At 67.0% G+C, this 17,714-nt stretch carries 13 protein-coding genes, 2 tRNA genes and 1 pseudogene; 12 read left to right on the plus strand and 4 right to left on the minus strand.

Annotated elements, in window-relative coordinates:
- Positions 1 to 23 precede the first annotated feature (23 nt).
- The 6 genes from gyrA to EUC46_RS07015 all read left to right on the plus strand — a co-directional run bounded on the left by gyrA (position 24) and on the right by EUC46_RS07015 (position 5,382).
- The gene (gyrA, locus tag EUC46_RS06995; protein ID WP_128773467.1) at positions 24 to 2,669 is read left to right on the plus strand and encodes a DNA gyrase subunit A; all 2,646 of its coding nucleotides are present in this window, start codon (positions 24 to 26) and stop codon (positions 2,667 to 2,669) included.
- Entirely contained in the window at positions 2,666 to 3,217 is a 552-nt protein-coding gene (locus EUC46_RS07000; RefSeq protein WP_128773468.1) for a DUF3566 domain-containing protein, read from the plus strand. The genes gyrA and EUC46_RS07000 overlap by 4 nt, the downstream gene beginning before the upstream one ends.
- Positions 3,218 to 3,266: 49 nt before the next feature.
- Positions 3,267 to 3,343 (plus strand) — tRNA-Ile (locus EUC46_RS07005).
- A 27-nt stretch (positions 3,344 to 3,370) separates the two neighbouring features.
- Positions 3,371 to 3,505, plus strand: a complete 135-nt coding sequence (locus EUC46_RS13305) for a hypothetical protein (protein ID WP_277750484.1) — start codon at positions 3,371 to 3,373, stop codon at positions 3,503 to 3,505.
- A 16-nt stretch (positions 3,506 to 3,521) separates the two neighbouring features.
- Positions 3,522 to 3,594, plus strand: a tRNA-Ala gene (locus tag EUC46_RS07010).
- An 846-nt stretch (positions 3,595 to 4,440) separates the two neighbouring features.
- Positions 4,441 to 5,382 carry a hypothetical protein gene (locus tag EUC46_RS07015; RefSeq protein WP_241655456.1) on the plus strand — a complete coding sequence of 314 codons (942 nt, stop codon included), beginning with the start codon at positions 4,441 to 4,443 and terminating at the stop codon, positions 5,380 to 5,382.
- Between the two features lie 142 nt (positions 5,383 to 5,524).
- On the opposite strand, the gene EUC46_RS07020 is transcribed toward EUC46_RS07015, so the two are convergent.
- Positions 5,525 to 8,404, minus strand: a complete 2,880-nt coding sequence (locus tag EUC46_RS07020) for a cation-translocating P-type ATPase (protein ID WP_128773469.1) — start codon at positions 8,402 to 8,404, stop codon at positions 5,525 to 5,527.
- Between the two features lie 159 nt (positions 8,405 to 8,563).
- Positions 8,564 to 9,849: pseudogene (locus tag EUC46_RS07025) on the minus strand (anaerobic C4-dicarboxylate transporter).
- 464 nt (positions 9,850 to 10,313) lie between these two features.
- Between EUC46_RS07025 and EUC46_RS07030 the strand changes: the two are divergent.
- The 5 genes from EUC46_RS07030 (at position 10,314) to rplI (ending at position 14,583) form a co-directional block, all read left to right on the plus strand.
- Complete coding sequence (locus EUC46_RS07030; RefSeq protein WP_421701462.1) at positions 10,314 to 12,371, plus strand: transglycosylase domain-containing protein; 2,058 nt, start codon at positions 10,314 to 10,316, stop codon at positions 12,369 to 12,371.
- A gap of 425 nt (positions 12,372 to 12,796) precedes the next feature.
- Positions 12,797 to 13,084, plus strand: coding sequence for a 30S ribosomal protein S6 (gene rpsF, locus EUC46_RS07035; RefSeq protein ID WP_128773471.1), 288 nt, complete (start codon positions 12,797 to 12,799; stop codon positions 13,082 to 13,084).
- A gap of 29 nt (positions 13,085 to 13,113) precedes the next feature.
- Complete coding sequence (locus EUC46_RS07040; RefSeq protein ID WP_128773472.1) at positions 13,114 to 13,740, plus strand: single-stranded DNA-binding protein; 627 nt, start codon at positions 13,114 to 13,116, stop codon at positions 13,738 to 13,740.
- 134 nt (positions 13,741 to 13,874) lie between these two features.
- Positions 13,875 to 14,111, plus strand: a complete 237-nt coding sequence (gene rpsR / locus EUC46_RS07045; RefSeq protein WP_128773473.1) for a 30S ribosomal protein S18 — start codon at positions 13,875 to 13,877, stop codon at positions 14,109 to 14,111.
- A 16-nt stretch (positions 14,112 to 14,127) separates the two neighbouring features.
- Positions 14,128 to 14,583, plus strand: coding sequence for a 50S ribosomal protein L9 (gene rplI / locus EUC46_RS07050; RefSeq protein WP_128773474.1), 456 nt, complete (start codon positions 14,128 to 14,130; stop codon positions 14,581 to 14,583).
- Between the two features lie 237 nt (positions 14,584 to 14,820).
- Here the strand turns inward: rplI and EUC46_RS12530 are convergent, their stop codons facing one another.
- Entirely contained in the window at positions 14,821 to 14,997 is a 177-nt protein-coding gene (locus tag EUC46_RS12530; protein WP_164918771.1) for a hypothetical protein, read from the minus strand.
- Between the two features lie 398 nt (positions 14,998 to 15,395).
- Between EUC46_RS12530 and EUC46_RS12735 the strand changes: the two genes are divergently transcribed.
- Positions 15,396 to 15,626: a hypothetical protein gene (locus EUC46_RS12735; RefSeq protein ID WP_338324472.1), complete on the plus strand. Its 231-nt coding sequence runs from the start codon at positions 15,396 to 15,398 to the stop codon at positions 15,624 to 15,626.
- A gap of 253 nt (positions 15,627 to 15,879) precedes the next feature.
- Here EUC46_RS12735 and EUC46_RS07060 read toward each other — a convergent pair whose 3' ends face one another.
- A complete protein-coding gene (locus tag EUC46_RS07060) occupies positions 15,880 to 17,304 on the minus strand; it encodes an MATE family efflux transporter (RefSeq protein ID WP_241655457.1) in 1,425 nt (474 codons plus the stop codon).
- Positions 17,305 to 17,714 lie beyond the last annotated feature (410 nt).

A 17,714-nucleotide genomic window follows, 5' to 3' on the forward strand; every position in this document is an offset into this window, starting at 1 on the left:
GACACGAAGCGACAAGGAACCCTGTGAGCGATCAGACCACGCAGACCCCGTCCCAGGAGCGAGAGCGCGACCGCATCCAGCCGGTCGACCTGCAGATGGAGATGCAGCGCTCCTACCTCGACTACGCCATGAGCGTCATTGTGGGCCGCGCCCTGCCGGACGTTCGCGACGGCCTCAAACCGGTTCATCGTCGCGTCCTGTACGCCATGTACGACGGCGGCTACCGCCCCAGCGCCTCCTTCTCGAAGTCCTCGCGCGTCGTCGGCGAGGTCATGGGCAACTACCATCCCCACGGCGACGCCGCCATCTACGACGCCCTGGCCCGCCTGGTGCAGTGGTGGTCGCTGCGCTACCCGCTGGTGGCCGGGCAGGGCAACTTCGGTACCCCCGGCAACCTGGGGCCGGCCGCCCCACGGTACACCGAGTGCAAAATGGCGCCGCTGGCCATGGAGATGGTGCGCGACATTGACGAGGACAGCGTCGACTTCCAGGACAACTACGACGGGAAGAACCAGGAGCCGACCATCCTGCCGGCCCGCTTCCCCAACCTCCTGGTCAATGGCTCGGAGGGCATTGCGGTGGGCATGGCCACCCGCATCCCCCCGCACAACCTGCGCGAGGTGGCCAGCGGCGTCCAGTGGTTCCTCGACCACCCCACGGCCAGCCGTGAGGAGCTCCTGGAGGCCCTCATTGAGCGCGTCCCGGGCCCGGACTTCCCCACCGGCGCCACCATCCTGGGCAGGCGCGGCATTGAAGACGCCTATCGCACCGGGCGCGGCTCGATCACCCAGCGGGCCGTGGTCAATGTTGAGGAGATCCATGGGCGCCAGTGCCTGGTGGTGACCGAGCTGCCCTACCAGGTCAACCCCGACAACCTCGCGGACAAGATCGCCCAGCTGGTGCGCGACGGGCAGGTCGGCGGTATTGCCGACATTCGCGATGAGACCAGTGGCCGCACCGGCCAGCGCCTGGTGATCGTCCTCAAGCGCGACGCCGTGGCCAAGGTGGTGCTCAACAACCTCTACAAGCGCACCCAGCTCCAGGACAACTTCCCGGCCAATATGCTGGCCCTGGTCGACGGCGTGCCGCGCACCCTGAGCCTGGACGGCTTTGTGCGCCACTGGGTGGACCACCAGATCGAGGTCATCGTTCGCCGCTCACGCTACCGGTTGCGCAAGGCCGAGGAGCGCCTGCACATCCTGGAGGGTCTGCTGGCGGCCATTGACGCCCTGGACGCCGTCATCACCCTCATCCGCCGCTCGCCCACCACCGAGGAGGCGCGCAGCGGCCTCATGGGGCTGCTCGGCGTCGACGAGGTTCAGGCCGAGGCGATCCTCTCCCTGCAACTGCGGCGCCTGGCCGCCCTGGAGCGCCTGAAGATCCAGCAGGAGGCTGAGGATCTGCAGGCCAGGGTCGCCGACCTGCGCGACATTATCGCCTCCCCCGAGCGGCAGAGGAGCATTGTCTCCACCGAACTGGCCGAGATCGTGGACAAGTACGGCGACGAGCGGCGCACCCGCATCGTCCCCTTCAATGGGGAGATGAGCATGGAGGACCTCATCCCCGAAGAGGAGGTCGTGGTCACCATCACCCGCTCCGGCTACGCCAAGCGCACCCGCGCCGACGCCTACCGCTCCCAGCACCGTGGCGGCAAGGGCGTCAAGGGGGCCGCCTTGCGTGAGGATGATGTCGTCGACCACTTCTTCGTCACCACCACCCACCACTGGCTGCTCTTCTTCACCAACCTCGGCCGCGTCTACCGGGTCAAGGCCTATGAGCTGCCCGAGGGCGGCCGGGATTCCAAGGGCCAGCACGTGGCCAACCTGCTCGCCTTCCAGCCCGGTGAGGAGATCGCCCAGGTCATGGAGCTGGCCGACTACGGCCAGGCCGACTACCTGGTGCTGGCCACCCGCCGTGGCCTGGTGAAGAAGACCCGCCTGTCGGAGTACGACTCCAACCGTTCCGGCGGCGTCATCGCCATTAATCTGCGCGAGGACCACCAGGGCAACGCCGACGAGCTGGTTTGCGCCGCCCTGCTCAGTGAGGGCCAGGACCTTCTTCTCGTCTCCCGCGGCGGGCAGTCCCTGCGTTTCCACGCCGACGACGCCACATTGCGGCCCACGGGGCGCGCCACCAGCGGGGTGACCGGCATGCGCTTCCGCGCCGGGGACTACCTGCTGGCCATGGACGTGGTCGACCCCACCTGGCAGGACGGCGACCTTTTCGTGGTCACCGAGGGGGGTTTCGCCAAGCGCACCGCCGTGGCCGACTACCCGGTCAAGGGCCGGGGCGGGCTGGGAGTCAAGGTCGCCAACCTGGTTCAGGAGCGCGGGAACCTGGTGGGCGCCCTCGTGACCGCCCCCAGCGACGAGGTCATGTGCATTATGGCCTCCGGCAAGGTGGTGCGTTCCGCCGTCGTCGAGGTCCCGCGCACCGGGCGCACAACCCAGGGCGTCACCTTCGCCAAGCCCGACGATGGCGACCGCATCCTGGCGGTGGCCCGCAACACCGAGCGCGAACTCGACGGTGATGAGCCGGCCGGGGCCTCGAGCGCCGGGGCAGCGGAGGCGGCGAGCACCGACACCGCCCAGGACGGTGCGCCACCGCCTGCGGCGCAGGCGCCCGACACGGTAGCGTTGAGTGAGAACGAGAGTGAGGTCGACGCATGAGCGAGCCGGAGTCCACCAACCCCGCGGCCCAGGGGCCGCAGTCCGCAATGCCGGACTTCAGCACCCAGGCCATGGGGCCGCAGCCAGTGCCCGCGGGGGCCGCTCCTGCCATGGCCGAGGGCGCGCCGGGCGGTGGCCAGGGGCGGGAGAAGAAAAAGAAAAAGAAGAAGACCATCGCCGGACCGCGTCGCGTGCGCCTGTCCCTGACCCGCATCGACCCCTGGTCGGTCATGAAGGTGTCCTTCCTCCTCAGCGTGGCCGTGGGCATTATGATGGTGGTGGCCGCCTCCGTGGTGTGGTTCATGCTGGACTCCATGAAGGTGTTCTCCACCATCCAGGAGCTCGCCATCACGGTCATGGACTCCGACTCCAACGCCTACACCGCCCTGCTGGAGTACATGAAGTTCTCCCGCGCCTTCTCAATCGCCATTGTCATTGCGGTCGTCAACCTTATTTTGACGACGGCCCTGGCCACGATCGGGGCGTTCCTCTACAACGTGACCGCCACCCTGGTCGGTGGGGTCCATCTCACACTGGCGGACGAGTGATCTGATTTGGCCGCCCGGGACCGGACGGGTTAACCTTTTCCGGTCGCGCGGGCCTATAGCTCAGTTGGTTAGAGCGCATCCCTGATAAGGATGAGGTCGCTGGTTCGAGTCCAGCTAGGCCCACCACCCGCGGTGGAACGATGAGGGGGATCCATGAGGAGCCGGATAATCGTCGCAGCCGCGGTTTTCCTGTTCCTGGGCGTGGTGAGCTACTCCGCCTGGCTCAGGATCGAGGCGGCCCGCCAACAGCGGACGGCATGGGCCGAGGTCACAGACCCGGTCGACTGATGGGAGACCATCGCACGGGGCCATGGCGCAATTGGTAGCGCACCTGCTTTGCAAGCAGGGGGTTACGGGTTCGAGTCCCGTTGGCTCCACTCAAAGCGCTTTACGGGAACATGCGATAGTGGAGGATATCGGGTGTTCCCGTTCTTTATGCCCTGGGCCGCCCCGCTAATGGTTATCGTGAATGAATCCGGTAAGACGCGGACGGCGTTGTCGGTCGTCCCCGGGGCTGAGCGCCGCCCCGTGCCCGCCCACTATGACGCCACCCCGACTCAACGGGGTCACCTGTTTATAGTGACTTGATCACGGCGGGCTCACGGGCGGTGGATGAGGGAACGCAGAACGCCGGGGCCTTCACGGGCCCTGTCGGGGGCGCAGGCCTGTGGGAACAGGGAGGCGGGCGGCTTGACCGGCCCAAACCGTGATAAACATCTATGAATCTCTCTCCGCTGAAATGTTGTAGTGATCACGGAAAAGTCACAGGTTTGTCCACATCTGTGGAAAACCTGTTTTCCCCCAGGTGTGCAGGCCGCAGGTGGAGTCGCTGTGGCCGCCGCGACCAGTCTTCTCCCCACCTGTGCACACTGCTGTGGAAAACTACACCGCTGTGTTTCCACAGACGAGTCCACAACTGTGGACGAACTACAGGTATGTTATTCACAGTCCGGCCTCGAACTGTGGACCCGCGGTTGCTCCCGGTGGGGGTATCGTGCCCCCACCCCGGCCGATCCTGCGTGCTGGGACGGGACTGACGACGACGGCGCCTATCTCAACCCAGAATGCCAGGTTGAATGTTGCTGGTAGGTGGGGATGCCATGAGAGCGACAGCACACAGGTGTTCGAGGCCCAGTCACCACCGGCGCTGCTGCGCGCTCGTTATCCACAGGGCTCGAAGGACACGGATGCACTGGCGTCACGGCGTGCCCGAAGGTCGTGCCATGTCCCACACGACCCCAGACTCCCGTGATCTTCCCGCCTCCCCAATCGTTCCGATTCTCGCCCAGCAGCGGGCCGAGTCCGGCGATCGCCGCCCCGACCGGGACCAATCCCTGCTGCGCATCGCCTCAGGCGCCTACGCGCCCAGTCGGGCCTGGGCCCAGGGGTCGGCCGAGGAGCGTCATCTCGCGCTCATTGATGCCGCGTTCGCCAAGTACGGCCAGCAGCTGGTGCTGCTCGGGGCCTCCGCGGCACTGTGCCATGGCTTACCCGTGGTTGGTCGAATCCCACGCCTCGTGCAGTGCCTGGGCGGGGAGGGGCAACGGCCCCGGACATCACTGCTGCAGCGCCGCGGTCGGGCGCTTCACCCCCAGCAGATCGGCCTCGTCGGCCGGATTAACGCGACCACCGTGCCCACCACCTGCGTCGACCTGGCGCGGTGGGGCGGGCTGGCTCAAGGCGTGTGCGCCATGGACGCGGCCCTGGCCGAGCGGCGCTGCACTCGCGCCGAGCTCCGGGCCGAGATTGAAGCGATTCCCTCCCCGGCCCGCGGTATTGTCGCGGCGCGCACGGCCTGCCGCCTGGCCGACGGGCGATCGACGTCCCCAGGAGAATCCTTATCGCGGGTGCGCATGTGGGAACTGGGCCTGCCCAAGCCGACACTTCATCACAGCATGGCCATTGATGAGCACACCTACCGCCTCACCTTCTTCTGGCCCCAGTTCGAGGCCGTTGGCGAGTACGACGACGCGACTACCTACCGTGGCAGCGGGGCCGCCTTGGAGGAGGCCGCCAAGGCCGGGCGCGACCGAGAGCGCAGCCTGCGCCGCGCCGGTCTGCACATCGCCCGGTGGACGTGGACGGACGTCCTGCGCGAAGGTGCGCCCGGCATGGCTCGCGAGCTGGCCGCCGTCGGCGTGCACCCCACCGCCAAACGCTGGTGATGGCCCATGCGAGCGCTCGCGCGCACGGGCCCGGTGTGAACGTTCGGGGTGCGCCGTCGTCAGCACCGGCTCATGGCGCGCCGGGCGATCGGCCGGCGCTGACGACCAGGGGCGTGACCGGCCCGCGCGGCCCTCAGTGCCCTCAGCGGCGGGCGCGCCTTATCAGCTTGCGGATCTCGTCGACCCACAGGACCAGGGAGGACATGGCCACCACAATCGCCCAGTGGGTCACGTCCAGCGGCTTGGTGGAGAAAGCGGCCTGGAGGAAGGGCGCCTCCACCACCGCCACCTGGAGTACTACCGCCAGGCCGATCGACCCCCACAGCCACCTGTTGACGAAGAGGTGATTGAAAGCGCTCACGGTCTCGGAGCGGGAGTTGAGGGTGTTGAACAGCTGGGCGAAGACCAGTGTGGTGAAGGCCGCGGTGCGGGCGGTGTCCAGGCCATCGACGGAGACATGAGCAATGTCGATCAGACCGCCGGGCAGGAAGATGTCCAGCGTTCCCAGTGTGGCTATGGCCATGACCGCGCCAATGAGGAGCACTCCGCCCCACATGGCGCTGTCGACCACCCGGTCCTCGGGCTTGCGCGGCGGGCGGGCCATAACGTCCTCCACGCTCGGGTCCACGCCCATGGCCAGGGCGGGCCCGGAGTCGGTGATGAGGTTGATCCACAGGATCTGGGTAGCCAGGAGCGGCAGCACCACACCGGTCTCGGAGTGCCCCGACAGGCCAATGGCGCCGGCCAGCACGACGCCGCCGAAGACGGTGAGGACCTCGCCCATATTGGACGACAGCAGGAAGCGCAGGAACTTCTTAATGTTGTCGAAGATGCGCCGGCCCTCGCGCACGGCGTCCACAATGGTGGCGAAGTTGTCGTCGGCCAGCACCATGGTGGCGGCCTCCTTGGTCACCTGGGTGCCGGTAATACCCATGGCCACGCCAATGTCGGCGGCGCGCAGGGCCGGGGCGTCGTTGACGCCGTCGCCGGTCATGGACACCGTGTGGCCCTGGGACTTCAAGGCGTCCACAATGCGCATCTTGTGCTCGGGGGCCACGCGCGCGTAGACGCTGGTGGCGGCCACGGCCTCGCGCAGGGCGCCGTCATCCATCTCGGTGAGTTGACGACCGGTGAGCACGCGGGCGCCGCGCTCGGCAATGCCCAGGTCGGCGGCAATACGACCCGCGGTGGCGGGGTGGTCGCCGGTGATCATGAGCACCCGGATGCCGGCCCGGTGCGCTTCGGCCACGGCGGTGGCGGCCTCGGGGCGGGGCGGGTCAATAATGCCGACAACGCCGGCGAGCACGAGATCCTTCTCCAGGTAGGACAGGTCGGCGTCCGCGCCGTGCCCTTCGGCGACCTGACGGGCCTCCTCCGGGCTCAGGGCCCGGTAGCCCACCCCCAGGGTGCGCAGCGCCCGACCGGACATGTCGGCGATGTGCCCGGTGAAGGAGGCGCGGACCTCCTCAGTCAGCGGCTCGGCATGCCCGGTGGCGTGATCGACGCCATTGGAGGCGGAACCGACGACGGCGTCGCCCTCGCGCACCTGGGTGCAGCGCTCAATGAGAACATCGGGGGCGCCCTTGGCCACGAGGATGGTGGTGCCGTGCTTGGCGTCGGTGTACAGCACGCTCATGAGCTTGCGCTCACTGGTGAAGGGCACCTCGCCGACCCGCTCGAAACGGCCCTCGCGGGAGCCCTCGGTTCCCAGCTTGCGCTCGGCAACGAGGAAGGCCCCCTCAGTGGGGTCGCCCACGACGTTCCACACGCCGTCGTCGACGGTCAACTCGGCGTCGGAGGCCATGGCCCCGCCGGAGAGAACCACCGTGACCTCGTCGCGCAGGGAACCGATCAGGGGCTCGGCGTCGGGCTTGCCGTCGCGGTCGGCGTCGGGGGCCACATCCCCCTCGGGCCGGTAGCCGATTCCGGTCACAACGGTGGTTCCCGCGGCGGTGACAACCTCCTGAATGGTCATCTCCGAGCGGGTGAGGGTGCCGGTCTTGTCCGAGCAGATGACGGATGCCGAGCCCAGGGTCTCCACGGAGGTGAGTTTCTTGACCACGGCCTTGTGCAGGGCCATGCGCTGCACCCCCAGGGCCAGGACCACCGACAGGATCGCCGGCAGTCCCTCGGGGACGGCGGCCACCGCCAGGGACACCCCCAGGAGCAGGGCGTGGATAATGGTGTCGGCGTTACGCGAGTCGGCCATGAGCAGCAGCGTGCCCACCACGACCACGGCAATAACGACGACAATGACGCCGAGCATCTTGGAGATTGCGTGGATCTCCTTCTGCAAAGGGGTGTCTTCCTCCTCCACGGAGTCCAGCATTCTGGCAATGGCGCCCATCTCGGTGTCCGCGCCCGTGGCCACGACCACCGCCCGGCCGGTGCCCTGGGCCACGGAGGTGCCGCGGTAGACCATGGAGGTGCGCTCGGCCAGGTCGGTGTTCTCGGCGACGGGCTCGGGGGTCTTGACCACGGCGTCGGCCTCACCGGTGAGCGAGGACTCGACCACGCGCAGGGCCGCAGCGGAGAGCAGGCGCGCATCGGCGCCCACCTGGTCGCCCTCGCCCAGGATAAGGATGTCGCCCACGACCAGGTCCGCCGAGGGCACGACCACCCGGTTGCCCTCGCGCAGCACGGTCGAGGTCGCCTCGGTCATGGCCGACAGGGCGGCCACGGCGTCGGCCGCCTTGCTCTCCTGGACGAAGCCGAGGACCGCGTTGAGCGTGACCACCGCCAGAATGACCAGGGAGTCCACCGGCACGCTGTGGGCCCCCTCGAGCACCCAGGCGATGGTGGAGATAACGATCGCCAGGAGCAGCAGGTAGACCAGCGGGTCATTGAACTGGGCCAGGAAGCGCTTCCAGGCGGGCACCGGCGGGGTGCTCGGCAGTTCATTGGGGCCGTGGGCCTCAAGCAGCCGCGCAGCCTCAGCCGAACTGAGGCCGATAGCGCTGTCCGTGCCGAGTTCGGCGGCAATATCGCCGGCGGCGCGGCAGTGGGCGTTGGGAACGATCATGGTCCAATCCCATCAGGATGCGACTAACGGGACCATGACTTCTGTTACAGGACGTTACCGGATGAGGAGGGGAGAACTCCCCCGTGCCCCCGGGGTGAGGTTCTGTGCTTCGCCGCGGGCGGCTTCCGCCGGTGATCGAGCCCGTCGGGCCCGGGGAGGTCACGCCAGGATGAGGCGGGACAGGCCCGTGCCCACCAGGCAGGAAACGGCGACCCCAATGAGGCCCGGTACCAGGAAGGAGTGGTTGATCACGTACTTGCCAATGTGAGTGGTCCCCGTGGGGTCGAAGCCAATGGCCGCCAGGTCCGAGGGGTAGGTCGGCAGAATGAAGTAGCCGTAGGAGGCGCCAATGAAACCGACAATGACCACCGGGTCCACGCCGAGTTGGAGGGCCATGGGCGCCACCACCAGGAGGCCGGCCGCCTGGGAGTTGACCAGTTTGCCAATGATGAACAGGACAATGGCGTACATCCACACGTGCTCGGCCAGGACCCCTTGCAGGGAGTGCTCCAGGGACTCCAGGTGGGCGCCGACCACGGTCTCAGTCATCCAGGCCACGCCGAAGATGGAGAACATGGCGGTGGCGCCGGACTTGAAGACGGTGGTGTTGGCGATCTTGGAGGCATTGACATTGCAGGTCATGAGGATAATGGCGCCGGCCGCCAGCATGACCATCTGGATGACCAGGTTCATGCTCAGCGGCTCCAGTGCGCCCTCTTCCCCGGTGGGGAAGAAGGGGCGCAGGACGGGGAAGGCCCCCAGGAGGACGACGACGGCAATGGCGCCCAGGAATATTCCGGTGGCGCGGTAGGCCCCGGGTTCAAAGCGCTTGCCGATCAGGGACTCTGAGCCGGCGTAGACGGCGGCCTTGAAATCGGGGTTCTTCAGGCGCTCCTGGAACTCGGGGTCGTCGTCGAGCTCCTTGCCGCGGCGCATGGACCACAGGGCCGACATGAGGACACCGCACAGGGAGGCGGGCAGGGAGATCATGAGAATCTGGGGGACGGACCAGTCCTTATCAGTATTATCAGCGATAATGGAAACCACCGAGACGGTGGCCACCGACACCGGCGAGGCGGTCACGGCCATTTGGGCGGCCACCGAAGAGGCGGCCATGGGCCGCTCAGGGCGAATGTTCTTCTTAATGGAGATATCGGCAATGATTGGCAGCATGGTGTAGACCACGTGCCCGGTGCCGCACAGGACCGTCAGGGTCCATGTGGTCAGCGGTCCCAGGATGGTGATCTGCTCGGGGTGGCGGCGCAGCCAATCACCGCCAGGATGGTGAGGATGACCGACACCGGTGGACTGCCGGGCTCGAGCCGGAAGGCGAAGACGAGGATGAGGAGCCCGACCCCAGCAATCAAACCGAGGGCCATGCCGCCACGGTGAGCACCGATGACGAGGCAGGTGAGGATAATGATGACCTGGAGCGCAATAAGCATGGTGGAGGTGCTTTCAAACGGTGCGAGAGTGCAATAACGCACAGTATATGTGACGTGTGACACATGTGCTCGCTATTAGTGATTAGGGACTTTCGTCCGAGTTCACCGCGGCCGAGCTGGGCAATCCCAAGACGTCTGACGTCTGGGTCTTAAGTCCGTGTCCGGGGTGGCTGGACGGATCACAGGGTCCTCCAACTGTTCACAGGTGGGCCTGGCGGCCATACTGGAGGCAGACCACGGCGGCAGCACGTCGTCGGCTCGTCCACAGAAACGAGGAATGCGTGGCAAACACTGCGAATGGGGGTGGCGCCCGGCCCAAAGGCACGAAGCTCAACCGGGCGGTGAACGAACGAAGGCCGGCGGGCAGGGGGGCTGGGCGCCCCAAGGGCCCCCGGGGATCGGCGCAGGACGGTGCCCGCAGACGGCGCTTCTTCAACTATCCGCGGGCGGGCAAGGGGTCGATCATGCGCTGGCTCCCCAGCTGGCGCTTCATCCTGGGCTCCTTCCTGCTCTTGGTGTGCCTCGCCGTCGGCGGCTTCGTCGTCGCCTACTCAATGGTGGACGTGCCCTCGCCCAGCGAGTTCGCCCAGGCCCAGACCACCACCGTCTACTACGCCGACGGCACCACCAAAATGGGTGAGTTCGCCGAAATCGACCGCACTATTATTGACACCAGTGGATTGCCCGACTATGTGGGCAAGGCCGTTGTCGCCTCTGAGGACCGCACTTTCTACTCCAATCAGGGCGTGGACCCGAAGGGTATTATTCGCGCCCTGTGGAATAACCTGTCCGGTGGAGCCACCCAGGGAGCCTCCACGCTCACCCAGCAGTACGTGAAGAACTACTACGTGGACACCACGAGTTCTTACGCGGGCAAATTTCAACAGGCCATTATGGCCATTAAGATCGATCGCTCCCAGTCCAAGGAGCAGATCCTCGACTCCTACCTCAATACCGTCTACTTCGGGCGCGGCGCCTATGGCATTGAGGCGGCCGCCCAGGCCTTCTTCGACAAGCCCGCCGCCGAGCTGACCGTCTCGGAGTCCGCGCTACTGGCCGGGATCCTGCCGGCCCCCAGCGCCTGGGATCCCACCATTAACCCCGATAAGGCCCAGGAGCGCTGGCAGCGCGTTATGGAGTACATGCTCACCGACGGCTACATCACCCAGGAACAGTATGATTCCGCCGTCTACCCGGAGACCGTCACCACCCAGACCGATGAACTCTACGGGGGGCCCAACGGGTACCTGCTGCGCATGGTGCGCGCCGAGTTGGAGGCCAAGGCCGGGTTGACGCCCGAGCAGATTGACACCGGCGGCTACAAGATTGTGACAACTATTGTCCAAAAAGATCAGGAGGCCGCTGTCGCGGCGGCTGAGAGCCTGCCGGAGGGGCATTCCCCGAATCTGCGCGTCGCACTGGTGTCCATGGACTCCACCACCGGGGGGATCGTGGCGCTCTACGGGGGCAGCGATTATCTTTCCAATCAGGTCAACGCGGCCACCGACGCCGTTGCTCAGGCGGGGTCCACCTACAAGCCCTTCGCGCTCGTTGGCGCCCTGGAGAACGGGGCGACCCTGTCCAATGGCTACAACGGTTATTCCCCGATGATCATTGACGGGACCAGTTACCAGAACTTCCAGGGCACTTCTTATCCCTGGTCGAATCTGATCAAGGCCACCCAGGACTCGATCAATACGGTTTATCTTCAGCTCAACCAGGACCTGGGGCCGGAGGTCACCAACGAGGTCGCCATCCGCGCCGGCTACCCCGAGGACACGATAGGCATGAACAATTATGTTCAGAACGTGCTCGGATCGGCCTCACCGCACACGATAGACATCGCCACCGCCTATGCGACCTTCTCCGCCCAGGGCACTCGTCACGAGGCGCACATTGTGGCGTCCGTGACCAATGCCGCCGGATCCGTTGTCCACGAGGCCTCGACCACGGGGGAGAAGGTTTTCGCCGACGATGTGATGGCCGACGCCACCTACGCCATGCAGCAGGTGGTCAACCAGGGCTCCGGGACCGCCGCCCTGGAGCTGGGCCGGCCCATTGCGGGCAAGACGGGCTCGTCGTCAGACAATAAGTCGGCCCATTTCGCCGGTTTCACTCCGCAATTGGCGACGGTGGTCACACTCTTCCAAACCGGGCCCAACGGCGAGGAGGAATCCATCACCCCCTGGGGCGACTATGAAGAGATCACCGGCTCCACCTATCCGGTGGAGATCTTCAACAGCTACATGTCCGTGGCCCTGGAAGGCCTGCCGGTGCTGGACTTCCCCGAGCGCTCGGAGCGCTCCTATACCACCGGATCCCTGGGCGGCGCCCCGGAACCGTCACCGCAGACCGCGGAACCCACCTTCGAGCCCACACAGGAGCCAACTGAGTGGGTCAATCCCGAGCCGTCCGACGAGCCGACGTACGAGCAGACTTTCGAGTCGCCGGCGCCGCAGGAGCCGCCGGAGCAGGAGACTCCCGTCACATCCGGGCCGCCCGACGACGAAGAGAAAGAATAGGCGGGATTGCCAGACTCCCGCCTGCTCCCCGATATGGGCGGCTCGGCGCCGGGAGGGTGCGCATTGCGCCTCCCCGGCGCCGAGCCGTCTATTACTCGAGTTGCTCAAGGGGCGGCCGAGCCGCTTCCCGTCCCGGGGCGACTGTGATCTCGCCGGTGGGGTCCGGTGGGGACCCGATTGAGCGGCTGAGCGGCGCGGAGCCGCAGCCGTAGGAGCGCCGTGTGGGGGCGTGCTCAATGCGCGGGACGTGGCGGAGCGCACCTCCGCAGTGCGCATGCTCCTGCTTTTCAGGTTCGGCGTCTCTCAGGTAGGGTCGGGAGCCGGTTGCGCCGTCGGGCACCCGCCGGGCGAGCGCACCTCACGCATCACCCTCCTGTCACGGATCGACCGTGACCGCCGCAGACCAGAGGAGGTGGGTACCAAGCATGCGTCACTACGAAATCATGATCATTCTCAGCCCGGAGACCGATGAGCGCACCATCGCTCCCTCGCTTGAGAAGCTGCTGCAGGTCGTCCCCAGCAGTGGAGGCACTGTCGACAAGGTCGATATTTGGGGCAAGCGCCGCCTGGCCTACGATATTAAGAAGAAGTCCGAGGGCTTCTACGTGGTCGTGGACATGACGACGACGCCTGAGATCGCTCAGGAGCTCGACCGTCAGCTCGGCCTCAACGAGACCGTCTTGCGCACCAAGCTGCTGCGCCCCGAGGCCTGAGATTCGGGCCGGGAACGGAGAAACCAGTCATGGCCGGAGACACCGTTATTACGATCATTGGGAACTTGACTGCGGACCCCGAGATGCGCTTCACCCCCTCAGGGGTGGCGGTGGCCTCGTTCACTGTCGCCTCGACGCCGCGCACCTTCGACCGTCAGGCACAGGAGTGGCGCGATGGGGAGACCTTGTTCATGCGCTGTTCCATTTGGCGCGACGCCGCGGAGAACGTGGCCGAGTCCCTGACCAAGGGCACCCGTGTCATTGCCCAGGGCCGCTTGACACAACGTTCCTACACCACCCGCGAGGGTGAGAACCGCACTGTGGTGGAGATGCAGGTCGATGAGATCGGTCCTTCGCTGCGGTACGCCAAGGCCCAGGTCACCCGCAACCCCCGCGGCGGCCAAGGCGGCTTCGGCGGTAACACCGGTGGCGGATACCAGCAGGGCGGCGGCTACCAGGGTGGAAACCGCTCCGGTGGGGGCGCCGGTGGCCAGGGAGGCTACCAGGGCGGTAACACCGGCGGCGGCTACCAGGGCGGCGGCACTGGGGGCGGCCAGGGCAGTCAGCCCAGCTACAACGCCCCGGCCGGCGGCGCCGCCGACGACCCGTGGGCCACCGGCGGCTCCACCTCCTTCGGAGACGAGCCCCCATTCTGAGACGAGCCGCGGACCGGCGCTGAGCCCCCGGCATCCACACCGCCCGCATACTGCGGCTGCTGCCGCCCCCCATTCACCTCAATTTCGTATGAGCGCCCGCTCCCCCCGGGGCGCTCCAAGCAAGGAGAACCACCATGGCGAAGCCCCAGCTTCGTAAACCCAAGAAGAAGGTCGGCCCGGTTAAGACCATTAAGGTCGGCGCCATTGACTACAAGGACACCGCGACCCTGCGGAAGTTCATCTCCGACCGCGGCAAGATCCGCGCCCGCCGCGTCACCGGCGTCTCCGTGCAGGAGCAGCGCAAGATCGCCAAGGCCGTCAAGAACGCCCGCGAGATGGCCCTGCTGCCCTACTCGAGCTCTGCTCGCTGACAAGGAGGCCACAGAGATGACCACTAAGCTCATCCTCACCCACGACGTGAGCAACCTGGGCTCCGCCGGCGAGGTTGTCGAGGTCAAGGACGGGTACGCCCGCAACTACCTGCTGCCCCGCAAGCTCGCCACCCCGTGGACCAAGGGCGCCCAGCGGCAGATCGACCAGATGGTCGAAGCCCGCCGCAAGCGGGCCATTGAGACCTTGGAGCAGGCCCAGGCCGCTCGCGCCTGGCTCATTGACAATGTCGTGACCATTACCGCCACCGCCGGCGCCAACGGCCGCCTCTTCGGCGCGGTATCCACCGCCGATCTTGCCGCCGCAGTCAAGGAGGCCGGTGGGCCTACCATTGATCGCCGCAAGATTGAGGTTCTTCCCCCAATTAAGTCCATTGGCCGTCACAGCGCCTCCGTGCGCCTGCACGCCGATGTCGTGGCGCCCATTGAGGTCAATGTCGTCGCTGCCCGCTGAGGCCCAAGGGGCGGGCCGCTGACCGCCCGCCCCGCGCCGGCCGGCACCGCACCGGATCCACGGGAGACCGGCTGGCCGTCCCCGGCCTGCACCCCGCCGAGTTCAATGTGTGTGGGCGAGTTCGCCAACACACATTGAACTCGAGTGTTTGGGTGAAGGTGCAACGTCCTTGACAAGTGAGTAGGCCTTAACCCGGACATCGGTGATGACAACGTGTGGAGCCCCTGACAGGTGAGTTCATTGGGCAAGTCGGGCCTGACGGCCCAGCCCTAGATGCTCGTACACGCTGGTCAGCATGTCCCACAGCAGGGCCGAGCGCTTCGCCTGAGCCACTGTGCCGGCACGTGTGGGCCCCTCCAGGTCCAGGGCGAGTTGTCCGGGATGGAGCCGCGCCCGGGCCTGGACATTGCACATTCTTTCTTCCCTCAAGGAGTGGTGAGGCGCGGAATCCTGCGGATCTGCTCGGGATCTAGGGGCCCGGGGATGGGATGAATGTGCGAATGGGTACGTCGTTGCACATTCATCTTTGCCGAACCGATCTCCTGCAACGAGGGATCGTTGAGATACCAACGATTCCTTGCAGACCGACGCAAGAAGAATGTGCAACACCGCCACGAGCAGAGCCAATGAGGTCTTCTCATCGGGGTGTTGGGGGGTTCCGGGATGTACATCGTCCTCCACGTAGAAATATACGTGGAGGACGACGTACATTTGTACGTGACGGACCACGTACGAAAGGGCGATGAGGAGGCGAGCCTGGAGAGCCGGCTCATGCTCGTGCGCTGGCTGGCGAGCGCCTGGCGGCTGGTGACCTGGAGCGGGCGGTATCTCTGCTTGAATCGGTGCTGGTGGACTACGAGCGTGTGCTGGGCCCCGACCACCCCAGCACCCTGGCCACGCGCCGCGCCTTGGAGCCTCTCCAGCGCCGGCTGGCGGCCGCCGAGGAGAAGCCCCTCCACCCCGGCATCGATGACACGACGCCCGCGGGCGAGTCCCCGGCTCGAGAGCCTCGAGAGCAGGGGAGGCGCGCAGGTCAGGAGTGAAGGCGTCATGAAGGCGAGTCGCCGACCCGCGGACAGGAATGACCATTCCCGTCGGTCATTGAGACCCACGGGCCGGCCACAAGCTTGCGCTCATGCCGAACAAGGGTGAGGGGCTCGGCCAGGTCCGATGGGGCCAGGTCCGGCCGATCCAACCGATCCGGCCGATCCGACTGGCTCGACCAGGCCCGGCTGGCCCGGCCGATCCGACTGGCTCGGCCAGACCCGGCTGGCCCGGCCGGTCAGGCAGATCCGGTTAGTGCCGCCAGGCTGTGCCCCGGGCGCGCAGGCCATTGACCAGTGCCCGCGACCCCATAAAAACCACGGCGAAAGCCGCCCACAGCCACACCAGGCCGCCGTCGCCGTCGACCGGCCACCCACGGGCCACCAGCACAGCCAGTGGGGCGTAGGGCGCCAGAGTGAGCAGCCCCATACGCGCGAGGTAGCGCCCGTCCCCAGCGCCAATGAGCACGCCGTCGAGAAGAAAGACGACCCCCGCCAGGGGCATGGCACACCCGGCCAGCACCAGCGCCGGGCCGGCGGTCAGGGACACCGCCGAGTCGGTGGTGAACAAGAGGGGCAGCCAGGGGCTGGCGCCCACCAGCACCACCCCGATCACGACGCCAGTTCCCGCGCCCCAAACCAGCGTGCGGCGCAGCACGGTCTCAACCCCCAATGGCGCCTCAATGCGCCCGGGCCCCGGGGCGGACGACGGTTCGACGCGCTCGCCCGGGGCCGGTTCGACGCCCGCCGGCAGCGCCGTGGAACCGCGCCGAGCCTCCTCCTGACCCAGGGCGGTGCCAATCAACGCCTGCGCGGCCACAGCCAGCGCATCCAGGGTGAATGCGCTCAGATTCCACACGGCGGTGACAATCTGGTGCGCCGCCAGGGCATGCGTCCCCAGGGCCGTGGCCGCCCAGACCGTGAGAAGGATGGCGGCGCGCAGTGACAGGGTGCGCACCAGCAGGGGTGCCCCCGCCCCCAGCGAGGCGCCCAGGCCCGAGCGGTGAGGGCGCAGGGGCACCCCCGCCGCACGTGCCGCCCGGAGTACCGGGAGGCACAGCGCCACAGCCATGACGCTCTGGGCGACCGCCGTGCCGGCGCCCGAGCCGGCCACCCCCATGCCCACCCCGTAGAGGAGCACCGCATTGAGCCCGACATTGAGCAGTGCGCCGGCAATGGCCACCACGAAAGGGGTGCGGGTGTCGAGCAGACCCCGCAGGACCCCGGTGGCGGCCAGGACCACGAGCATTCCGGGCAGGCCCGGAGCGGAGGCGCGCAGGTAGGCGGTGGCGGCATGAGCGACCTCGTCGCCGGCCCCCAGGGCGACGGTCAGCGTGTGGGCGCAAATCCACAGCAGAGTGCCGGTGACCACGCCCAGGGCGAGTGCCAGCCATATCCCATCGACGCCCGCGCGCAGGGCCTCGGTGCGCCGCCCCGCCCCCAGATGGCGCGCGGTGGCGGCGGTGGTCGCATAGGCCAGGAAGACGAAGACGCCGACAGCAGTGGTCAGGACCGTGGAGGCCAGCGACAGCCCCGCCAGGGCGTCCGCCCCCAAATGACCCACCATGGCGGAGTCGATGAGCACGAAAAGCGGCTCGGCCACGAGCGCTCCCAGGGACGGCGCGGCCAGGGCGAGAATACGCCGGTCCAAGCCGGTGCGGGGGCGCGATGGGGTCAAGGTCCTCTCCTCACAATGACCCGCCAGTGTCTCATGACGCCCCGTGCGCCAATGCGCGCCAATGCGGGCCGGGAATCGGTCCGGGAGGGGCGGAGGCTCACTCGCGGACGGGTTGTCCACAGAGATGTCCACTTATCCACAATTTTTGATCGCGCTTTGTCTGTCTCGCCTGTGCGTTCTCCAAGTGTCGTTTTTCGTTGGAGTGCCAAGGAAAACCGAGGTTGAGGCGGTTGTGGGGAAGGCCTGTTCACAGCGAGCTCCACAGTTGTCGCCGCGTGGCGTCCCCAGAGGAAAGCGCTGTTTCCACAGGGGTGGGGGCACTGTCCACATCCGGTCCTCTGAAGCGTTTGCGGGTGGGGTCCTTCGCCGCTAGGGTCGCGCGCGGCCCACTCTGGGCGCGCTGAGACGGA

The sequence above is a fragment of the Actinomyces oricola genome (assembly GCF_004104015.1).
In the GTDB taxonomy this organism is placed as follows: domain Bacteria; phylum Actinomycetota; class Actinomycetes; order Actinomycetales; family Actinomycetaceae; genus Actinomyces; species Actinomyces oricola.